The organism is Sphingomonas sp. Ag1 (genome assembly GCF_000980895.1).
GTDB lineage: Bacteria > Pseudomonadota > Alphaproteobacteria > Sphingomonadales > Sphingomonadaceae > Sphingomonas > Sphingomonas panaciterrae.
Map to the genome: position 1 here is coordinate 675,349 of NZ_LAZX01000094.1, position 16,769 is coordinate 692,117.

The following is a 16,769-nucleotide window of genomic DNA, read 5'->3' on the forward strand; positions in this document are numbered from 1 at the left end:
TCGCTAGGGCCTGTTCCAATGGGTCAGGATAACGTTGTTCGCGCCATCGGCCTGCGCCTCACCTCCGTCGCCTTGTTTGCGACGATGAACGCGGTGATCAAGGTGGCGGAGGCTGAGGGTGCGGGGCTGGGCGAGATCCTGTTCTGGCGGCAATTCGGCGCGGCGTTGCTGGTGGTGTCGATCGTCGGGACGGGGCCGGGATTTGCCTCGCTCAAGACGCAGCGGTTCGGGGCGCATGTGCTTCGCTGCGTAATCGGGCTGACGGCGATGACGCTGACCTTCTGGACGTTGCTGCTGCTTCCCTTGGCGGAGGCGACGACGCTGGGGTTCTCGATGCCGATCTTCGCGACCGTGCTGGGCGCATTGTTGCTGCACGAAGCGACCGGGTGGCGTCGCTGGGCGGCGGTGCTGGCGGGGTTCGTCGGGGTGCTGATCGTGACTCAGCCGGGGGACGGACATATCCCGCCGCTGGGCATCGCGACCGGGCTTGGCGCGGCGTTCGGCACCGCGTGCATCTCCATCCTGCTGCGGACGCTGGGCAAGTCGGAGGCGGGGCTGACCACCGTGTTCTGGTTTTCCACGCTGTCGCTGGTGCCGCTGTCGGTGGTGTACGCCGTGTCGGTGAAGGCGCATCCGCCGCTGGTGTGGGTGCTGCTGCTTGCGATCGGCCTGCTGGGCGGGGTGGCGCAGATCGCGATGACTCGGTCGCTGCAACTGGGTGACGTCAGCCTGGTGGTGCCGATGGATTATACCGCGCTGCTGTGGGCGACGCTGTTCGGCTGGCTGGTGTTCGGGATGCTGCCGGTGCCGAGCACGTGGCTGGGCGCGCCGATCATCATCGCATCGGGCCTTTACATCGTGTGGCGCGAGCATGTGCGGCGGCAGAAGGAGACGAAGGGCGCGATTTCGATGGAGTGACGGCTTGCGGGGATGGTGATGATCGGACACCTAGCCTGACATGCCCTTCGTCACCTCGCTGGCGCTTGTCGCCGCCGCCGTCGCCCCTGCCCCTGCCGCCACCGCCGCGGATGCCGCTTTTGACGCCATCTGGCGCGCGGAATGGACGTGGCGGCAAGGCGAGGGACTGGCGGATGCTGGCCCGGGCGTGGTGGATGACCGCCTGCCCGACGTGTCCGCCGAGGCGCACGCCAGGCGGCTCGCTTATTGGAAGGGGACGCTGGCGAAGCTCGACGCGGTGGATACCAAGCGGCTGTCGCCCGACACGCTGATCGACTGGCAGGTCTATCGCGCGCAGATCGCCGCGCTGATCGATGAGGAGCAGTTCCGCGAGTGGGAGAAGCCGCTGAACGGCGACAGCGCGTTCTGGAGCGACCTGCATTATACCGCGCGCGGCAGCTTCGCCGGGGGCGAGAAGGATTACCGCCGCTATCTGAGCTGGCTGCGCACCATGCCGCGCTACCTGGGCCAGCAGACCGACAATATGCGGCTGAGCCTGAAGCGCGGCTTCACCCCGCCCGCCATCATCATGCAGGGGCGCGACAAGGCGGTGGAGACGATCGCGACGGCGACCGACCCGACGACGGTGGTCTATTACCAGCCGTTCGCCAAGCTGCCCGCCTCCATCCCGGCCGATCGCCGTGCGGCGTTGCAGGCCGAGGCGCGCGCGATCATCGCGGACGAGATCGTGCCGGCGCACAAGACGCTGCTGACGTTCCTGCGCGGCGAATATTTCCCGGGCATGACCGACGAGCTGGCGGCGACGCGCTATGACAATGGCCAGGCCTATTACCGCAGCCGGATCCGCGCCTTTACCACGCTGGACATGACGCCCGACGCGATCCACGCGCTGGGCCTCGCCAAGATCGCCAAGATCCGCGCCGAGATGGAGCAGGTGAAGAAGGACGCAAAGTTCGACGGCGACCTGCCGGGGTTCCTGAAGTTCCTGCGCACCGACCCGCAATTCTACCCCAAGACCGCCGACGAGCTGATGAAGGAGGCGGCGTGGCACGCGAAGCGTTTCGACGCGATGGCGGGCAAGTGGTTCGGCCGGCTGCCGCGGCAGCGGTTCGCGATCATCGAGGTGCCGCCCGATATCGCGCCCTTCTACACCGCCGGGCGTGGTGGACCGGGAACGTATCTGGTCAACACCTATGACCTGCCGTCACGGCCGCTGTTCCAGCTGCCCGCGCTGACGCTGCATGAAAGTGCGCCCGGCCATGCGTTCCAGATGCCGCTGTCGATCGAGAACACCACGCTGAAGCCGTTCCGACGCAACAGCTACATCTCGGCATTCGGCGAAGGATGGGCGCTGTACACCGAGCGACTGGGCGACGAGATGGGGTTCTATCGCACGCCTTATGAGCGGTTCGGGATGCTTTCGTATCAGGCGTGGCGCGCGGCGCGGCTGGTGATCGATACCGGTATCCACGCCAAGGGCTGGACCCGCGACCAGGCGCTGCAATATTTCCGCGAGAATACCGCGCTGAGCGAGCATGAGATCACGACCGAGGTCGATCGCTACATCGGCTGGCCGGGACAGGCGCTGAGCTATTACCTGGGCCAGCTGGCGGTGCAGCGATCGCGCGCCAAGGCGGAGAAGGCGCTGGGCGACCGGTTCGACATCCGCAACTTCCACGATCTGGTGCTGAGCCTTGGCAGCGTGCCGATCCCGGTGCTGGAGGCACGGGTCGATCGCTTCATCGCGGAAGGGGGACCATCGCCCTACCCCAAGGAACCCGCCGCCTGACGCCGAGCGTTTAGCCCGGCATGGATGACAATCTGGCGCTGGGCCTAAAACGGTCGGCCGAAATGACCGCGGTGTTCATGATCGGCGACGGCCTGCTCGGGCTGCTGCAGCCCAAGCGGCATGTCGCGCTGTGGCGATCGGAGGTCGACGCGGTGGACGCGCTGGTCCGCCCGTTCGGCGGCCGTCCCGGACGGCGCCGGCTATACGGGCTGGCGCAGATCGGCGCGGGGATCGTGCTGGCGGCGTCGCTACGGCCGAAGCGAAGCAGCGACTGACGGTTGTACGTGTCGCCGGCGCGTGATTAGGAGATGATCGCGATCAGGCCGGCGAGCGTGACGGCAAGCGCGAGGCCGAACAGGATCAGCCACGGCCGCAAGGACTGCCCCTGGCGGGCGCGGCGCACCATCCCCAAGGTGCCGAGCAGCGCACCGAGCGCCATCGAGATCGGCACCACGCCGCCGAGCATCGCGATGCCGGGCTTGGGATCATCGTTAAGCGGCGGCAGGCGCAGCACATTGTGCCACAGGTGAACGAAGAGCAGCGCGGCGAGCAGCCCCAACGCTGCGCCGCCGACAAGGCCGGCGGTGCCCGCCAGCACCGCCCTGCCCGCCATTTACTCGGCCGCCTCGCTGCTGACGACCGGCGCCTTCCACACCAGCTTCGGCTTGCGCGCGGCCAGCGTCTCGTCGAGGCGGCTGCGCGGCGCGAAATGCGGCGCGGTCTTGAGGCTCTGGTCACCGGCCTTCGCACGCTGCGCCACCGAGCGCAGCGCGCCGATGAACTGATCGAGCGCGGCCTTGGATTCGGTCTCGGTCGGCTCGACCAGCATCGCGCCATGGACGACCAGCGGAAAATACATGGTCATCGGGTGGAAGCCCTCGTCAATCAGCGCCTTGGCGACGTCGATCGTCGAGAAGCCTTCGGGGAAGCCTTCGTCCGAGAAGATCGCCTCGTGCATGCACGGGCCGGAGAAGGCGAACGGCGCGTCGAGCGTGTCCTCGAGGCTGCGCAGGACGTAATTGGCGTTGAGCACCGCATCCTCGGCGACCTGACGCAGGCCGTCGGCGCCGTGGCTGAGGATATAGGTCAGCGCGCGGGTGAACATGCCCATCTGGCCGTGGAAGGCGGTCATGCGGCCGAACGTGTCGGGGTGATCGTCGCCCGCCGTCTCTTCCTCGATCAGCGCGATATGGCCGTCCTTCATCCGCGCGGTGAAGGGCAGCGGGCCGAACGGCGCCAGCGCCTCCGACAATACGGTCGGGCCGGAGCCCGGGCCGCCGCCGCCATGCGGGGTGGAGAAGGTCTTGTGCAGGTTGATGTGCATCGCATCGACGCCAAGGTCGCCCGGACGCACGCGGCCGACGATCGCGTTGAAGTTCGCGCCGTCGCAATAGACGTAGGCGCCGGCGGCATGGACCGCATCGGAGATCGCCTTCAGATCACGCTCGAACAGCCCGCAGGTGTTGGGATTGGTGATCATCACCGCCGCGACGTCCGGGCCCAATCGCGCCTTCAGCGCCTCGGTATCGACGCGGCCTTCTGGCGTTGCGGGGATATCCTCCACGCTGAAGCCCGCGAAGGCCGCGGTCGCGGGGTTGGTGCCGTGCGCGCTTTCGGGGACCAGCACGACCTTGCGGTGCCCCTCGCCGCGCTTCTCCAGCGCCGCCTTGATGCACAGGATGCCGCACAGCTCGCCATGCGCGCCGGCCTTGGGGCTCATCGCGACGCCGTGCATGCCGGTCAGCTCGATCAGCCACACCGCCAGTTCGTTGATGACGCCGAGCGCGCCCTGCACCGTATCGACCGGCTGGAGCGGGTGGACGTCCGCAAAGCCCGGCAGGCGCGCCATCTTCTCATTGAGGCGCGGGTTGTGCTTCATCGTGCACGAGCCGAGCGGGAAGAGGCCGAGGTCGATGGCGTAATTCTGCCGGCTGAGGCGCGTATAATGGCGCACCGTCTCCGGCTCGCTGAGGCCCGGCAGGCCGATCGGCGCGGTGCGCGCGAGATTGCCGAGGCGCGCGGTGGAAACGTCGCCGCCAGCGAAGTCGACGCCGGTGGTCTGATCATCGCCGATCTCGAAGATCAGCGCCTCTTCCAGCATCAGCGCCTTGTTGCCGGTGAAGGTGGCGGGGGCGCCGCCTTCATTTGCCTGGGGGGACGTGGGCTTCCAGCCGCTCTGGTTGATGGTCATGCCAGCACCTCCTGAAGCGCGGTCGCCAGCGCCTCGATATCCTCGTCGGTCACGGTTTCGGTCACCGCCACGACCAGGCCATTCTCCAATGCGCCTTCGCCCGGATAGAGCCGGCCGAGCGATACGCCGGCGAGCACGCCGCGATCGGCGAGCGTGCGCACCAGCGGGCGCGCCTCCTGGCCGAGATCGAGCGTGAATTCGTTGAAGAAGCTGTCGTTGACGAGCCGCACGCCCGGCACCTTGGCGAGGCGATCGGCGGCGCGGCAGGCCTGGGCGTGGTTGATCCCGGCGAGCCGGCGAAGGCCAGCCTCACCCAGCAGCGTCATGTGGATCGAGAAGGCCAGCGCGCAGAGGCCGGAGTTGGTGCAGATGTTGCTGGTCGCCTTCTCACGGCGGATGTGCTGCTCACGCGTGGAGAGCGTCAGCACGAAGCCGCGGCGGCCGTCGGCGTCCACCGTCTCGCCGCACAGTCGGCCGGGCATCTGGCGGACATATTTGTCCTTGCAGCCGAACAGGCCGACGTACGGTCCGCCGAACTGGAGGCCGACGCCGATCGACTGGCCCTCGCCGACGACGATATCGGCGTCCATCTCACCCGGCGACTTGATCGCACCCAGCGCCACCGGCTCGGTGACGACGGCGATCAGCAGCGCCTTCTTGGCGTGGCAGGCATCGGCCAGCGGCTGGAGATCGGTGATGCGGCCGAGGATGTCGGGATATTGGACGACGACGCAGCTGGTGTCGTCATCGATGCTGGCGATCAGCGAGTCGACGTCAGTCTCTGCGGTCAGCGCCGGCAGCGAGGTTTCGAGCGAGTCGCCGGTGTATTTCGCCATCGTCTTCGCGACGGAGACGTAATGCGGGTGGAGGCCGCCCGAGAGGATCGCCTTGGCGCGTTTGGTGATGCGGCGCGCCATGCCGATCGCTTCCCAGCAGGCGGTGGAGCCGTCGTACATCGATGCGTTTGCCACATCGGTCCCGAGCAGGCGCGCGACCTGCGTCTGGAACTCGAACAGCATCTGCAGCGTGCCCTGCGCGATTTCTGGCTGATAGGGCGTATAGGCGGTCAGGAACTCGCCGCGCTGGATCAGGTGATCGACGCTGGCGGGGACATGGTGGCGGTACGCGCCGCAGCCGAGGAAGAACGGCGCCTCGCCTGCGGACAGATTCTGCCGCGCGAGCTTCGTCATGTGGCGTTCGACCGCCAGTTCGCTGGCGTGCGCGGGAAGGTTCGCGATCGGGCCGGAAAGGCGCGCGGATTCGGGCACGTCGACGAACAGGTCGTCGATCGAGCCGGCACCGATGACGGCGAGCATCTCGCGGCGGTCATGGTCGGTAAGCGGTAGGTAGCGCATTCGATACACTCCTCCCCTCCCCATCAGGGGGAAGGGCTGCGGGTGGGGTGTCTCAGTCCCTCCGGGCATCGCGCTCGCGGAGGGGCCCCACCCCGACCCCTCCCCTGAAGCGGGAGGGCCAGTCTGGATCAGAGCTTGGCGACGAACGCCTCGTAGGCGGTTTCGTCCATCAGGCCGTCGAGCTGCGACGCGTCCGACAGCTTCAGCTTGAAGAACCAGCCCTCGCCCTCGGGATCGGTGTTCACCAGGCCCGGCTCGTCGGCGAGCGCGGCGTTGCCTTCGATCACGGAGCCCGAGACCGGCGAATAGACGTCGCTGGCAGCCTTCACGCTTTCGACCACGGCGGCCTCGTCACCCTTGGCGAGCGACTTGCCGGCTTCCGGCACGTCGACGAACACGATGTCGCCGAGCTGGCCCTGCGCGTAATCGGAGATGCCGACCGTGCCGACATCACCGTCGACGTCGATCCACTCATGATCCTCGGTGAAATAACGGCTCATTTACTTCGCTCCTCGGACGTAGCGGTGGGGGACGAATGGCATGGGGGTGACGGTGGCGGCGTGAACCTTGCCACGCTGCGAAAGCTGGATGCGGGTGCCGGGCGTCGCCATCGCGAGCGGAACGTACGCCATGGCGATCGGTGCCCCGACCGTCGGCGCGAAGCCGCCGGAGGTGACGTTGCCGACGGTGTTGCCGTCCGCATCGACCACGGTCGCGCCCTCGCGCACCGGCTGGCGTCCCTCGACCAGCAGGCCGACCCGCTTGGTGACGGGGCCGTTCTCACGCTCCGCCAGGATGCGCTCGGCACCAGGGAAGCCGCCTTCCTGGCGGCGGCGCTTGAACAGCGCGAAGCCGAGGTCCGCCATTACCGGCGTCGTCTCGGGCGAGAGGTCATGGCCGTAGAGCGGCAGGCCGGCCTCGAGCCGCAGCGAATCGCGTGCGCCAAGACCGATCGGCTTCACCTCGGGCTGCTCCAGCAGCGCATCGGCGAACGCCTCGGCAGCCTCTGCCGGGATCGAGATCTCGAAACCGTCCTCGCCGGTATAGCCCGAGCGGCTGACCCACAGGTCATGCCCCTGCCAGGTGAAGGGCGCGGCCTGCATGAATACCAGCGCATCGACGCCGGGAACCAGCCTCACCAGCGCGTCCACTGCCTTGGGGCCCTGAAGCGCCAGCAGCGCATGGTCCTCCATCAGGTTCAGCGTGATGTCGTCGGGCAGATGATCGAGCATGTGCGCGATATCGTCGTACTTGGTCGCGCCATTGACGACCATGTAGATACGCTCGCCATCCTCGTCGGCAGGCAGGCGCGTCAGCATCAGATCGTCGAGGATGCCGCCATTCTCGTCGAGCAGCAGCGAATAGCGCGCGCGGTTGAGCGCGAGGCCGGCGATGTCGGCGGGCATCATCGCCTCGAGCGCGGGCACCAGCCCCTCGCCGCGGAACGTGATCTGGCCCATGTGACTGACATCGAACAGGCCGGCGCTTTCGCGCGTCCACAGATGTTCGGCCATGATGCCTTCGAACTGCACCGGCATCCAATAGCCCGCGAATTCGACCATCCGGCCGCCGTGCGCGCGATGCCAGCCGTCGAGCGGCAGCGTCATGGTTTCGATGATTACGTCTTCGTCGTCGTGATCGCTCATCGCGGATCGTCCGTCTTCAAGGGCGATCGTCTCGCCGTGGTGGCGAAACGAACCGGACCCCCTCTGTCACGGAACCTGAGAGCTTTCGCACGGATAACCCGTGCTTACACCTTCGGTGGGCCACGCGTGTCAGCGGGGCCGCTTTCCAGAGCGTCGATGGGTATGCGCGGTCCCTGCTGCCTGAGAGATTCCGGGGTGGTTGCTCCTTCGGCGGCGGATCATGCCTGAAAGGCCATCCGCGCTCTCCCGCGCGCCCACGCCGGTTGCCCGGCATCGACAATTGCGCCTGTGGCGGCGCGCGCGGGGCGAGTCAATCGCCCATCAGTGCTGGCGCGGCCTGCGCGCCGGCAGGGCTTAGCGCTGGGCGTTGTAGCGCAGCTGGTCCTGGGTGAGCTGGAAGCCGACCAGCGCCTCGAAGCTGGCAGCGAGCACGGCCTGACGCACCTCCGGAGTCGCCAGCGGGTCGATCGCGGCATCCTGATCGCCGGCCTTGCGCTTCCGCGTCAGTTGCTCACGCACCGAATCGGGCAAGGTCGCGGCGGCGCGGTTCACGTTTGCGCTCGCCTGGCCTGACGTGCTCGCCAGTGCCTGACCCGGCTCGAAATGGACCGAGACCGCGCCCACGCGCTTCGCCACGACCTGAGTCCCGCCGCGCACGATGGAGATGAAATAGGGCAGCGTCACGTCGCGCGGGCCGTCCGTGCGCGTGCGGCGGGCGCGCACGTCGAAGGTCACGTTGCTGACCACCTCCGCCCCGGTATCGTCGCACGTGCCGCGCACGTTGGTGAGCACCGCCGTCACGTCAATCGCGCTGGCATCGCGGCTGGTCGCCGGATCGAACAGCGTGATGTCCCCCGTGCCGACCGGCACGCCCACGACCGGACAGGCCGAGCGAACCGCCGTGATCCCGACGCCGCCGTCGAGCGAGATGTCGCCGCTCTTGGCACAGCCGCCCGCAAGCAGGAGCAGGGCGAGCGGGGCAACGCCGGCGAACCGAACGGCGGGGCGGCGAGCGTGGGTGCGAAAGGACACGTGCGGAGAAACCTCATGCAATCGGGTACGAAGTGCCCGCGCGCTCATAACCGCCTTCCGTGCGGGCAGGCAATCGCGTAAGCGGCAGGGATGACCGACAAGCCATCGCTCGAACTGCTGATCGCCGCCCCGCGCGGCTTCTGCGCCGGCGTGGATCGCGCGATCCGCATCGTCGAACTGGCGATCGAGAAACATGGCGCCCCCGTCTATGTCCGCCACGAGATCGTCCACAACAAGTTCGTCGTCGACACGCTGAAGGCGAAGGGCGCGGTGTTCGTCGAGGAACTGGACGAGGTGCCCGACGACGCGCCGGTGGTCTTTTCCGCGCATGGCGTGCCCAAGTCGGTGCCGGCCAATGCGGAGGCGCGCGGGCTGGAATATCTCGACGCCACCTGCCCGCTGGTATCCAAGGTGCACCGCCAGGCCGAACGGCTGGTCGCCGCCGGGCGCCACATCCTGTTCATCGGCCATGCCGGCCACCCCGAAGTGATCGGGACGTTCGGCCAGGTGCCCGAGGGCGCGATGACGCTGATCGAGGATGCGGCGGATGCCCAGGCGCTGCAGCCGGCCGATCCCGAGAACCTCGCCTTCCTGACGCAGACGACGCTGTCGGTGGACGATACGGCGGAGGTGGTGCGGATCCTGCAAACCCGTTTCCCGACCATGCAGGCGCCGCGCGGCGAGGACATTTGCTATGCCACGTCGAACCGCCAGGCGGCGGTGAAGGCGATCGCCAGCCAGTGCGATGCCATGCTGGTGATCGGCGCGCCCAATTCGTCCAACTCGCTGCGGCTGGTCGAGGTGGCCGAGCGCGAGGGCATCCGCGCGATGCTGGTGCAGCGCGCCGCGGACCTCGACTGGTCGTTCCTCGAAGGCGTCGGCACCCTGGGGCTGACCGCAGGCGCATCCGCCCCCGAGCTGCTGGTGCGCGAGTTGGTCGACCTGCTGTCGACCCGCTATGCCGTGACCGAGCGGGAAGAGGAAACCACCCGCGAGACGATCGCCTTCAAGCTGCCGCGGTCGCTGGAACAGGCAGCGTAGCATTATCGGACGGACGGCCGTAGCCACGGCCGGGAAGGACGCCCTGTCGATCCGCCGGGGCGAAAAGCGGGGTGTGTGTGGCGGTCTATACTCACGTGTCGGCGGAGGCGCTTGCGACGTTCCTCCTCCAGTACGATGTCGGGGAACTGGTGTCGGCCAAGGGCATCGCCGAGGGTGTCGAGAACTCGAACTACCTTGTCGATACCGCGAAGGGCCGTTTCATCCTGACGCTGTACGAGAAGCGGGTGGCGGCGGACGACCTGCCGTTCTTCATGGCGCTGCTCGACCATCTCGATGCCAAGGGGCTGCCGGTGCCGCCCGCGATCAAGGACCGCGACGGGCGCGAGATCCAGGAGCTGGAAGGGCGCCCCGCCTGCCTGATCAAGTTCCTCCCGGGCGTGTCGCTGTCGCACCCCACGTCGGCGCAGGCGCTGGCCGCCGGCGACGCGATGGGCGCGATGCACCGCGCCGTTGCGGATTTTCCGCTGACGCGCGTCAATTCGATGGGCGTGGAGAGCTGGCGTCCGCTGTTCGAGCGGTGCGGCCGCAGCCTCGATGATATCGCGCCGGGATTGTACGACGATCTCGCCTTCGCGCTGGACCACGTCGAGGCGCGCTGGTTCGCGGGCGAGCTGGACCAGAGCGCGATCCACGCGGACCTGTTCCCGGACAATGTGCTGATGCTGGGCGACAAGGTCACCGGGCTGATCGACTTCTATTTCGCGTGCACCGACATCCGCGTCTATGACCTGGCGGTGATGCATACGGCCTGGTCGTTCGACGCGCAGGGCCGCGGCTTTGACGCGCAGGTCGGCGACGCGCTGATCGCCGGCTATGAGCGGCATTTTCCGCTGTCGTCGGTGGAGCGCGCGCAGTTCACGACGCTCGCCAGCGGATCGTGCATCCGCTTCGCTTTGTCCCGCGCCTGGGACTGGCTCAACACCCCGCCCGACGCCCTGGTCGTGCGCAAGGACCCCCTCGCCTATGTCCGTCGCTTGCAACATTACGACCCTTCGCTGGTGACGCGCGTCGCATGAGTGAGATCACCAAGGTCGAGGCGTTCACCGACGGTGCGTGCAAGGGCAATCCCGGTCCGGGCGGCTGGGGCGCGGTGCTGCGCATGGGCCAGCATGAAAAGGAATTGTCTGGCGGCGAGGCGCTGACGACCAACAACCGCATGGAGCTGACCGCGGCGATCGAGGCGCTGAACGCCTTCACCCGGCCGTGCCATGTCACCGTCTATACCGACAGCCGCTACGTCATGGATGGGCTGACGAAGTGGATCCACGGGTGGAAGCGGAACGGCTGGAAGACGGCGGACAAGAAGCCGGTGAAGAATGCGGAATTGTGGCAGGCGCTGCTGGAGGCGGCGGGCCGCCACAAGGTCGAGTGGCAATGGGTGAAGGGCCACGCCGGGCACCCGGAGAATGAACGCGCGGACCGGCTGGCCAGCGATGCGGCGGTCGAGGCCGGCAAGCGCGGCTGATCGGCGGGCGGGCCGGGGCTAGTCCTTGCGGAAGCGCGCGGGGGCGTAGCGGTCCACATCGATGCCGAGCGTCGGGCGCGCTCCCAGCAGGAGCGATGCGCCGATCGATGCCGCGGCGGGGGCGGTCTGGATGCCGAACCCGCCCTGCCCGCCGAACCAGAAGAAGCCGGGCATGACGGGATCGAAGCCATAGACCGGGAGACGGTCCGGCGCGAAGCTGCGCAGGCCCGCCCATTTGCGCTCCACCTGGACGACGCGCCAGTCGACCGCCTGTTCGAACCGGTCGATCGCGATGGCGACGTCGAGCTCCTCCGGCTGCGCGTCGCCGGGCGTCGCCGGCGTCTCGTCATGCGGGCTGAGCCACAGGCGGCCACCAGCCTCCGGCTTGAAATAGAAATCACCGCCAACATGGACGATGTGGGGGATGCCGGCGGGCGGCGCAGGCTGGGTCGCCAGTTGCACCATGGTGCGGCGATAAGGCTGGATGCCGAGCGGCGCCGCGCCTGCCGTTGCAGCGACCGCATCGGCCCAGGCGCCGGCGGCGTTCACCAGCAGCGCCGCCTGATACCGGCCGCCGGGGGTTTCCAGCTGCCACCCCCGAGCCGTCCACGTCGCACCGGTGAGCGGCGCGCGTAGCACCAGGCTTGCTCCGGCCCGCCGGGCGCGAGCGAGCATGGCGGCATGCAGGGCAGCCACGTCGATATAGGCGCAGCTCGGCTCCATGATGCCGATCGTCCAGCCGTCCCGCAGACCCGCGACGTGATCGCGCGGGTCGACCGGCGTCAGCGCCACCCCGCTGTTGGCAAATTCGGTCAGGAACGCATCGGCCGCGGGCGCATCGGTTGCGCGCCCGATGTGCAGCGAGCCGAGCGGCTCAAGGAAGCCTCCGCTGCGCAGCGCGTCGCCAGACGCCGTCGTCAGCGGCTGGATGCCGGCGCCGCCATAGGTTTCGGACCAGAAGGCGGCGGAGCGGCCGGTTGCGTGGTAGCCGGGCACCTCCTCCGCCTCGAGCAGCAGCACGCGCGCGCGGTCGCCGATCTCGGCCGCGAGCGAGGCGCCGGCCATGCCGGCACCGACGATCGCGATGTCGTACGTCATCCGCGCTGCCCGGCGAGGAAGGCATCAATCGCTGCCAGCGCGCGGTTACGCACGGGATCGGCCTCGCGAAGGATTTCATGCGCTGATTCGGCGCCGAAGCGCTGCACGGTGACGTTGGGCAATCTGTCGGCCACACGCAGCGCGGCGCGCGGGTCGACCAGCCGGTCCTGCTCGGCGACCAGCATCAGGATCGGCAGGGTCAGCGTCTTCAGCCGCGGATCATTCTGCTGCGCCAGGGTGGAGGCAAAGGCGCGGGCCAGCCAGCGCCAGCTTGGCGGGCCGAGCTGAAGCCCCGGCGCCTGCTCATACCACCATTGCTCGTCGGCATAGCGATGCGCGTCGGCGGTGAGCAATTGCTGTCGGTCGAAGCGGCTGCCGGGCCGTTCATTGGCCTTCCATGCCGCGCGCGCGGGGTTGCCGATCCTGCACATCGCGCGCGCCACCCAGGCCGCAACATGTGCCGGGAACGGCGAGCGAAGGCCGAGCATCGGGGCGATCAACACCGCCGCCGCCGGATCGATCACCCGGTCGAGGAGGGCGCCGAGCACCAGGTGGCCGCCCATCGAATGGCCCATGACGATGCGCGGGCCGGGCGCGTCCCAACTGCGCCAGAAGGCGGCGAGATCGTCCACCAGCGGCGCGAAATCCTCGACATGCCCGACATGGGGGTTGGGTGACAGGCGCCCCGACCCGCCCTGCCCGCGCCAGTCCAGCGCGGTGACCGACCAGCCGGCACGATGCCAGTGATCGAACGATTCCAGATATTTCTCGAACACGTCGCCGCGACCGGTCTGGAACAGGATGGCGCCGCGCCCGCTGCCGGGCCAGTCAAAGCGCCGCAGCGGCCAGCCGTCGGGCGCGCGCCAGTAAGACACCGTCGCGTCGTCCGGTATCGCCCGGCGGATCGGGGGATGCGTGTTCATGATGAAGCGGCTTGGTTACGGTTTCGCAAGCCATTCCGTCTAGTGGCCCTTTTCCATGGGGTGGGAATTTCTTTCCTGGGCGCTGCCGCTGGGACTCGCGCTGCTGCTGGTTTCGGCCGGCATCGAAGACGCGCGTGTGCGCGAGATCGCCAATTGGAAGAACGCGGCGATCGCCTTGCTCGCGCCGCTATGGTGGGTGTCGATCGGCATGGCGCCGTGGCCCGACATGGCGATCCAGGTCGGCGTTGCGCTGATCGTGCTCGCCACCTTCTGCGTCGCCTTTCACTTCGGGTGGATGGGCGGCGGCGACGTGAAGATGATCGCCGCGCTGGCGCTCTGGGTGCCGGTACCGGCGCTGATCCAGATCCTGCTGGTCATGTCGATCGTCGGCGGCCTCATCACAGTCGTGATGCTGATCGACCACAGAATTCGCAAGACCGCGGGCAATCCCGAAGTCCCTTATGGCGTGGCGATCGCAATAGCCGGACTGATGATCCTGCGCGAACCGCTTCTTAACCACTTTACCTTATGATGCCACAGCATGGACAGAACTGGCCAGCGCTGATGCGAAAGGCACGATGATCAATGGATAGTCGCAAGCTCATATTGCTGGTGGGGGCACTCATCGTTGCGGCGGTGACGGCTTTCATGGCGCGCACGCTGATCATGGGCTCGAGCGCGCCGCAGGCCTCCGCCGTTCCCGGCGATCCGGCGATGGTGCCGCAGGGCCCCAAGGTGCTGGTCGCCACGCGCGCGCTGCCGGTCGGCACGATCATCGATCCCGGCGCGGTCAAGTTTCAGCCGTGGCCGGCCGAACTGGTCGAGGGCGCCTATTTCCAGGAAGGCGCCGAGTTCGACATGAAGGCGGTGATCGGCACCGTGGTGCGCAACCCGATCACGGCAGGCCAGCCGGTGACCCAGGGCGCGCTGGTGAAGCCGGGAGATCGCGGCTTCCTGGCGGCGGCGCTGGGGCCTGGCATGCGCGCCGTCACCGTGCCGGTATCGACGCAATCCTCCGTCGCTGGCTTCGTCTTTCCGGGCGACCGGATCGACCTGCTGCTGACGCAGGAGGTCGAGGGTGGTGGCGACGGCCCGCCGCTGAAGGCGGCCGAGACGATCATGCGCAACCTGCGCGTGCTGGCCACCGATCAGCGTACGAGCCAGGAAAAGGACGAGGCCGGCAATACCGTCGTGCAGACCTTCTCCACCGTGACGATCGAGGCGACGCCCAAGATCGCGGAGGAAATCGCCGTGGCGCAGACGCTCGGCTCGCTGTCGCTGTCGCTGCGATCGATCGCCGACAATGCCGCAGAGCTCGAACAGGCGATCGCCTCGAGCGACGTGAAGGTGCCGGATGGCTCCGACGTCAAGGCCGAGCGCGCGATGATGCTGCAACTCGCCAGCGCACCGCAGACGGGCAATCCAACCTATGCGGTCGGCGCCGACGTGTCGCGCTTCCAGCGCCGCACGGTGCCGGGCCGTACGGAACAGCCGGGGGCGATAGTAAGCACCGCAGGGCCGATAGCGGGGTCACCGCCCGCCACCTATCCGGGAGCGCCAGCGCGCGTGTCGGGCCCGGTGGTCCGCATCGCCCGCGGCAACAATGTGACCGAAGTGCCGGTCGGGGGGAAGAACTGAGATGCGTTTCCGCTCATCAGCCATGAAATGGCCGGCCGCCGCCGCGCTCGGCGTGGTCGCCATCGGGGGAACGCCTGCCGCGGCCCCGGCGCAGAATGCCGCCGCACGGGGGCCGTCCTCCGTCCTTCAGATCGCTACCAATCGCGGCCAGCTGATCACCCTGTCGCGCCCGATGAGCGACCTATTCGTCGCCAATCCGGAGATTGCCGACGTCCAGGTCCGCTCGCCCACGCAGCTCTATGTGTTCGCCAAGAAACCGGGTGAGACGACGATCTCCGCCACGGCGAAGGGCGGCGCGGTGGTGTATGCAAGCACGGTTCGCGTCGGCAACAATTTCGACTCGCTCAGCCAGATGCTGTCGCTTGCCATGCCGGAGGCGGCCGTGACCGCCACGACGATGAACGGCATCATCCTGCTGACCGGCACCGTCGCCAATCCCGAGGATGGCGCCGAGGCAGAACGCCTGGTCCAGGCATTCGTCGGCGAGGAGGTGCGGGTCGTCAGCCGCCTGCGCACCGCGACGCCGCTGCAGGTCAACCTGCAGGTGCGCTTCGCCGAAGTGAGCCGCAGCTTCGTCAAGAACATCGGCAGCAACCTGTCGACGATCGATGGCTCCGGCGGGTTCAAGTTCGGCATCGGCAGCGGCCGTCCGCCGGCCAGCTACGTGACGACCGATCCCAACCTGCCACTCGGCGTCGGCCAGAGTGTTCAGGGCTATACGATCGACCCGATCACCCGCCAGATCGTGCAGCGCCCCGGGACGACGATCACGCCGGGCCGGGAGCGCACCACCATCGGCTATCTGACCCGGCTTCTTGGTCTCGACCTGGTCGGCGCGCTCGATCTGGGCGAACGGATCGGCCAGGTGACGAGCCTCGCCAACCCCAATCTGACCGCGCTTTCCGGTGAGACGGGCACCTTCCTTGCCGGGGGTGAGATCCCGATCCCGATCGCGCAGGGACTGGGCGGCGTTGGCGTCGAATACAAGCAATATGGCGTCAGCCTGGCGTACACGCCGACGGTGCTGTCGGACGGCCGCATCTCTCTGCGGGTTCGGCCGGAGGTTTCGCAGCTCGATTATTCCAACGCCGTGACCGTGGGCGGCGCCCAGGTGCCCGGCCTGACGACGCGGCGTACCGAAACGACGGTCGAACTCGGGTCCGGCCAGAGCTTCATGATCGCGGGGCTGCTGCAGAACAATCACAACAATTCGATCGAAAAGACCCCGGGCGTCGGTGACATTCCGATCCTTGGCGCGCTGTTCCGTTCCAACGGTTTCCAGCGCAACGAGACCGAGCTGGTGATCGTCATCACGCCGTATCTGGTGCAGCCGGTCAACGGCAACGACATCAAGCTGCCGACCGACGGGTACAAATCCCCCACCGATGTGGAGCGCGTGCTGCTGGGGCAATTGTCGGCCGGTACGACGGGCGGCGAGCGGCCCAAGCCGTCGCTGGAGGCCGGCCCGCCGGTCGCACCCGCAATCGGCGCGGTGACGCCGATCACGCCCGCAGCACCGCCGATGCTGCCCGGCGCCGGACCCGAGCCCAAGGCGGTCGCCGGCGACAAGGGCAAGAAGGACCGCAAGAGCAAGGGCGCCGCCCCGGCCCCCGGCTTCTCGTTCAATTGATGATCATGGTCAGGAACAGCAT

Annotated in this window: 17 protein-coding genes and 2 riboswitches; of the genes, 9 read left to right on the forward strand and 8 right to left on the reverse strand. The window is 68.0% G+C overall.

Going from position 1 to position 16,769, the window contains the following annotated elements; genetic code table 11:
• Positions 1–18 precede the first annotated feature (18 nt).
• The 3 genes from XM50_RS16140 to XM50_RS16150 are packed head-to-tail and all read left to right on the forward strand — an operon-like array spanning position 19 to position 2,982.
• Positions 19–918 carry a DMT family transporter gene (locus XM50_RS16140; protein ID WP_046410901.1) on the forward strand — a complete coding sequence of 300 codons (900 nt, stop codon included), beginning with the start codon at positions 19–21 and terminating at the stop codon, positions 916–918.
• Positions 919–958: 40 nt separating this feature from the next.
• On the forward strand, positions 959–2,707 hold the full coding sequence (locus XM50_RS16145; protein WP_046410903.1) for a DUF885 domain-containing protein: 1,749 nt from the start codon (positions 959–961) through the stop codon (positions 2,705–2,707).
• Between the two features lie 20 nt (positions 2,708–2,727).
• Complete coding sequence (locus tag XM50_RS16150; protein WP_046410904.1) at positions 2,728–2,982, forward strand: hypothetical protein; 255 nt, start codon at positions 2,728–2,730, stop codon at positions 2,980–2,982.
• A gap of 26 nt (positions 2,983–3,008) precedes the next feature.
• Here the strand turns inward: XM50_RS16150 and XM50_RS16155 are convergent, their stop codons facing one another.
• The 6 genes from XM50_RS16155 to XM50_RS16180 form a co-directional block, all read right to left on the reverse strand.
• A complete protein-coding gene (locus tag XM50_RS16155; RefSeq protein WP_046410906.1) occupies positions 3,009–3,320 on the reverse strand; it encodes a hypothetical protein in 312 nt (103 codons plus the stop codon).
• A complete protein-coding gene (gene gcvPB, locus XM50_RS16160) occupies positions 3,321–4,898 on the reverse strand; it encodes an aminomethyl-transferring glycine dehydrogenase subunit GcvPB (protein ID WP_046410907.1) in 1,578 nt (525 codons plus the stop codon).
• Positions 4,895–6,253: an aminomethyl-transferring glycine dehydrogenase subunit GcvPA gene (gene gcvPA, locus XM50_RS16165; RefSeq protein WP_046410909.1), complete on the reverse strand. Its 1,359-nt coding sequence runs from the start codon at positions 6,251–6,253 to the stop codon at positions 4,895–4,897. The genes gcvPB and gcvPA overlap by 4 nt, the downstream gene beginning before the upstream one ends.
• Before the next feature lie 128 nt (positions 6,254–6,381).
• Positions 6,382–6,753: a glycine cleavage system protein GcvH gene (gene gcvH / locus XM50_RS16170; RefSeq protein ID WP_046410910.1), complete on the reverse strand. Its 372-nt coding sequence runs from the start codon at positions 6,751–6,753 to the stop codon at positions 6,382–6,384.
• The gene (gene gcvT, locus XM50_RS16175) at positions 6,754–7,899 is read right to left on the reverse strand and encodes a glycine cleavage system aminomethyltransferase GcvT (protein ID WP_082103128.1); all 1,146 of its coding nucleotides are present in this window, start codon (positions 7,897–7,899) and stop codon (positions 6,754–6,756) included.
• Between the two features lie 53 nt (positions 7,900–7,952).
• Positions 7,953–8,056: riboswitch (glycine riboswitch) on the reverse strand.
• Positions 8,057–8,158, reverse strand: a riboswitch (glycine riboswitch).
• Positions 8,159–8,253: 95 nt separating this feature from the next.
• Positions 8,254–8,862 (reverse strand): hypothetical protein, encoded by a 609-nt coding sequence (locus tag XM50_RS16180; protein WP_046411818.1) that lies wholly within the window; start codon positions 8,860–8,862, stop codon positions 8,254–8,256.
• 159 nt (positions 8,863–9,021) lie between these two features.
• On the opposite strand from XM50_RS16180, the gene ispH reads away from it, so the two are divergent.
• From ispH to rnhA, 3 genes are all read left to right on the forward strand, one after another.
• Entirely contained in the window at positions 9,022–9,972 is a 951-nt protein-coding gene (gene ispH, locus XM50_RS16185; RefSeq protein WP_046410911.1) for a 4-hydroxy-3-methylbut-2-enyl diphosphate reductase, read from the forward strand.
• A gap of 77 nt (positions 9,973–10,049) precedes the next feature.
• Entirely contained in the window at positions 10,050–11,009 is a 960-nt protein-coding gene (gene thrB, locus XM50_RS16190; RefSeq protein ID WP_046410913.1) for a homoserine kinase, read from the forward strand.
• On the forward strand, positions 11,006–11,458 hold the full coding sequence (gene rnhA / locus XM50_RS16195; protein WP_046410915.1) for a ribonuclease HI: 453 nt from the start codon (positions 11,006–11,008) through the stop codon (positions 11,456–11,458). Before thrB ends, rnhA begins: the two co-directional genes overlap by 4 nt.
• Positions 11,459–11,476: 18 nt before the next feature.
• Here the strand turns inward: rnhA and XM50_RS16200 are convergent, their stop codons facing one another.
• Both XM50_RS16200 and XM50_RS16205 read right to left on the reverse strand, forming a co-directional pair.
• Positions 11,477–12,556 (reverse strand): NAD(P)/FAD-dependent oxidoreductase, encoded by a 1,080-nt coding sequence (locus tag XM50_RS16200; protein WP_046410916.1) that lies wholly within the window; start codon positions 12,554–12,556, stop codon positions 11,477–11,479.
• On the reverse strand, positions 12,553–13,479 hold the full coding sequence (locus XM50_RS16205; protein WP_046410918.1) for an alpha/beta fold hydrolase: 927 nt from the start codon (positions 13,477–13,479) through the stop codon (positions 12,553–12,555). The genes XM50_RS16200 and XM50_RS16205 overlap by 4 nt, the downstream gene beginning before the upstream one ends.
• A gap of 55 nt (positions 13,480–13,534) precedes the next feature.
• On the opposite strand from XM50_RS16205, the gene XM50_RS16210 reads away from it, so the two are divergent.
• Genes XM50_RS16210 through XM50_RS16220 form a run of 3 tightly spaced genes read left to right on the forward strand, consistent with a single transcriptional unit; the run spans position 13,535 to position 16,747 of the window.
• A complete protein-coding gene (locus tag XM50_RS16210) occupies positions 13,535–14,011 on the forward strand; it encodes an A24 family peptidase (protein WP_046410919.1) in 477 nt (158 codons plus the stop codon).
• 53 nt (positions 14,012–14,064) lie between these two features.
• On the forward strand, positions 14,065–15,117 hold the full coding sequence (gene cpaB, locus XM50_RS16215; protein ID WP_046410921.1) for a Flp pilus assembly protein CpaB: 1,053 nt from the start codon (positions 14,065–14,067) through the stop codon (positions 15,115–15,117).
• A 1-nt stretch (position 15,118) separates the two neighbouring features.
• Positions 15,119–16,747: a type II and III secretion system protein family protein gene (locus tag XM50_RS16220; protein WP_046410923.1), complete on the forward strand. Its 1,629-nt coding sequence runs from the start codon at positions 15,119–15,121 to the stop codon at positions 16,745–16,747.
• Positions 16,748–16,769: the final 22 nt, after the last annotated feature.

What these genes read in the sequence shown, in the direction of transcription:
- XM50_RS16150 (WP_046410904.1), top strand. Translation starts at nt 2,728, where the DNA reads ATGGATGACAATCTGGCGCTGGGCCTAAAACGGTCGGCCGAAATGACC.
- XM50_RS16145 (WP_046410903.1), top strand. Translation starts at nt 959, where the DNA reads ATGCCCTTCGTCACCTCGCTGGCGCTTGTCGCCGCCGCCGTCGCCCCT.
- ispH (WP_046410911.1), top strand. Translation starts at nt 9,022, where the DNA reads ATGACCGACAAGCCATCGCTCGAACTGCTGATCGCCGCCCCGCGCGGC.
- gcvPB (WP_046410907.1), bottom strand. Translation starts at nt 4,898, where the DNA reads ATGACCATCAACCAGAGCGGCTGGAAGCCCACGTCCCCCCAGGCAAAT.
- XM50_RS16210 (WP_046410919.1), top strand. Translation starts at nt 13,535, where the DNA reads ATGGGGTGGGAATTTCTTTCCTGGGCGCTGCCGCTGGGACTCGCGCTG.
- cpaB (WP_046410921.1), top strand. Translation starts at nt 14,065, where the DNA reads ATGGATAGTCGCAAGCTCATATTGCTGGTGGGGGCACTCATCGTTGCG.
- XM50_RS16205 (WP_046410918.1), bottom strand. Translation starts at nt 13,479, where the DNA reads ATGAACACGCATCCCCCGATCCGCCGGGCGATACCGGACGACGCGACG.
- rnhA (WP_046410915.1), top strand. Translation starts at nt 11,006, where the DNA reads ATGAGTGAGATCACCAAGGTCGAGGCGTTCACCGACGGTGCGTGCAAG.
- gcvH (WP_046410910.1), bottom strand. Translation starts at nt 6,753, where the DNA reads ATGAGCCGTTATTTCACCGAGGATCATGAGTGGATCGACGTCGACGGT.
- XM50_RS16220 (WP_046410923.1), top strand. Translation starts at nt 15,119, where the DNA reads ATGCGTTTCCGCTCATCAGCCATGAAATGGCCGGCCGCCGCCGCGCTC.
- gcvPA (WP_046410909.1), bottom strand. Translation starts at nt 6,253, where the DNA reads ATGCGCTACCTACCGCTTACCGACCATGACCGCCGCGAGATGCTCGCC.
- XM50_RS16155 (WP_046410906.1), bottom strand. Translation starts at nt 3,320, where the DNA reads ATGGCGGGCAGGGCGGTGCTGGCGGGCACCGCCGGCCTTGTCGGCGGC.
- XM50_RS16140 (WP_046410901.1), top strand. Translation starts at nt 19, where the DNA reads ATGGGTCAGGATAACGTTGTTCGCGCCATCGGCCTGCGCCTCACCTCC.
- gcvT (WP_082103128.1), bottom strand. Translation starts at nt 7,899, where the DNA reads ATGAGCGATCACGACGACGAAGACGTAATCATCGAAACCATGACGCTG.
- XM50_RS16200 (WP_046410916.1), bottom strand. Translation starts at nt 12,556, where the DNA reads ATGACGTACGACATCGCGATCGTCGGTGCCGGCATGGCCGGCGCCTCG.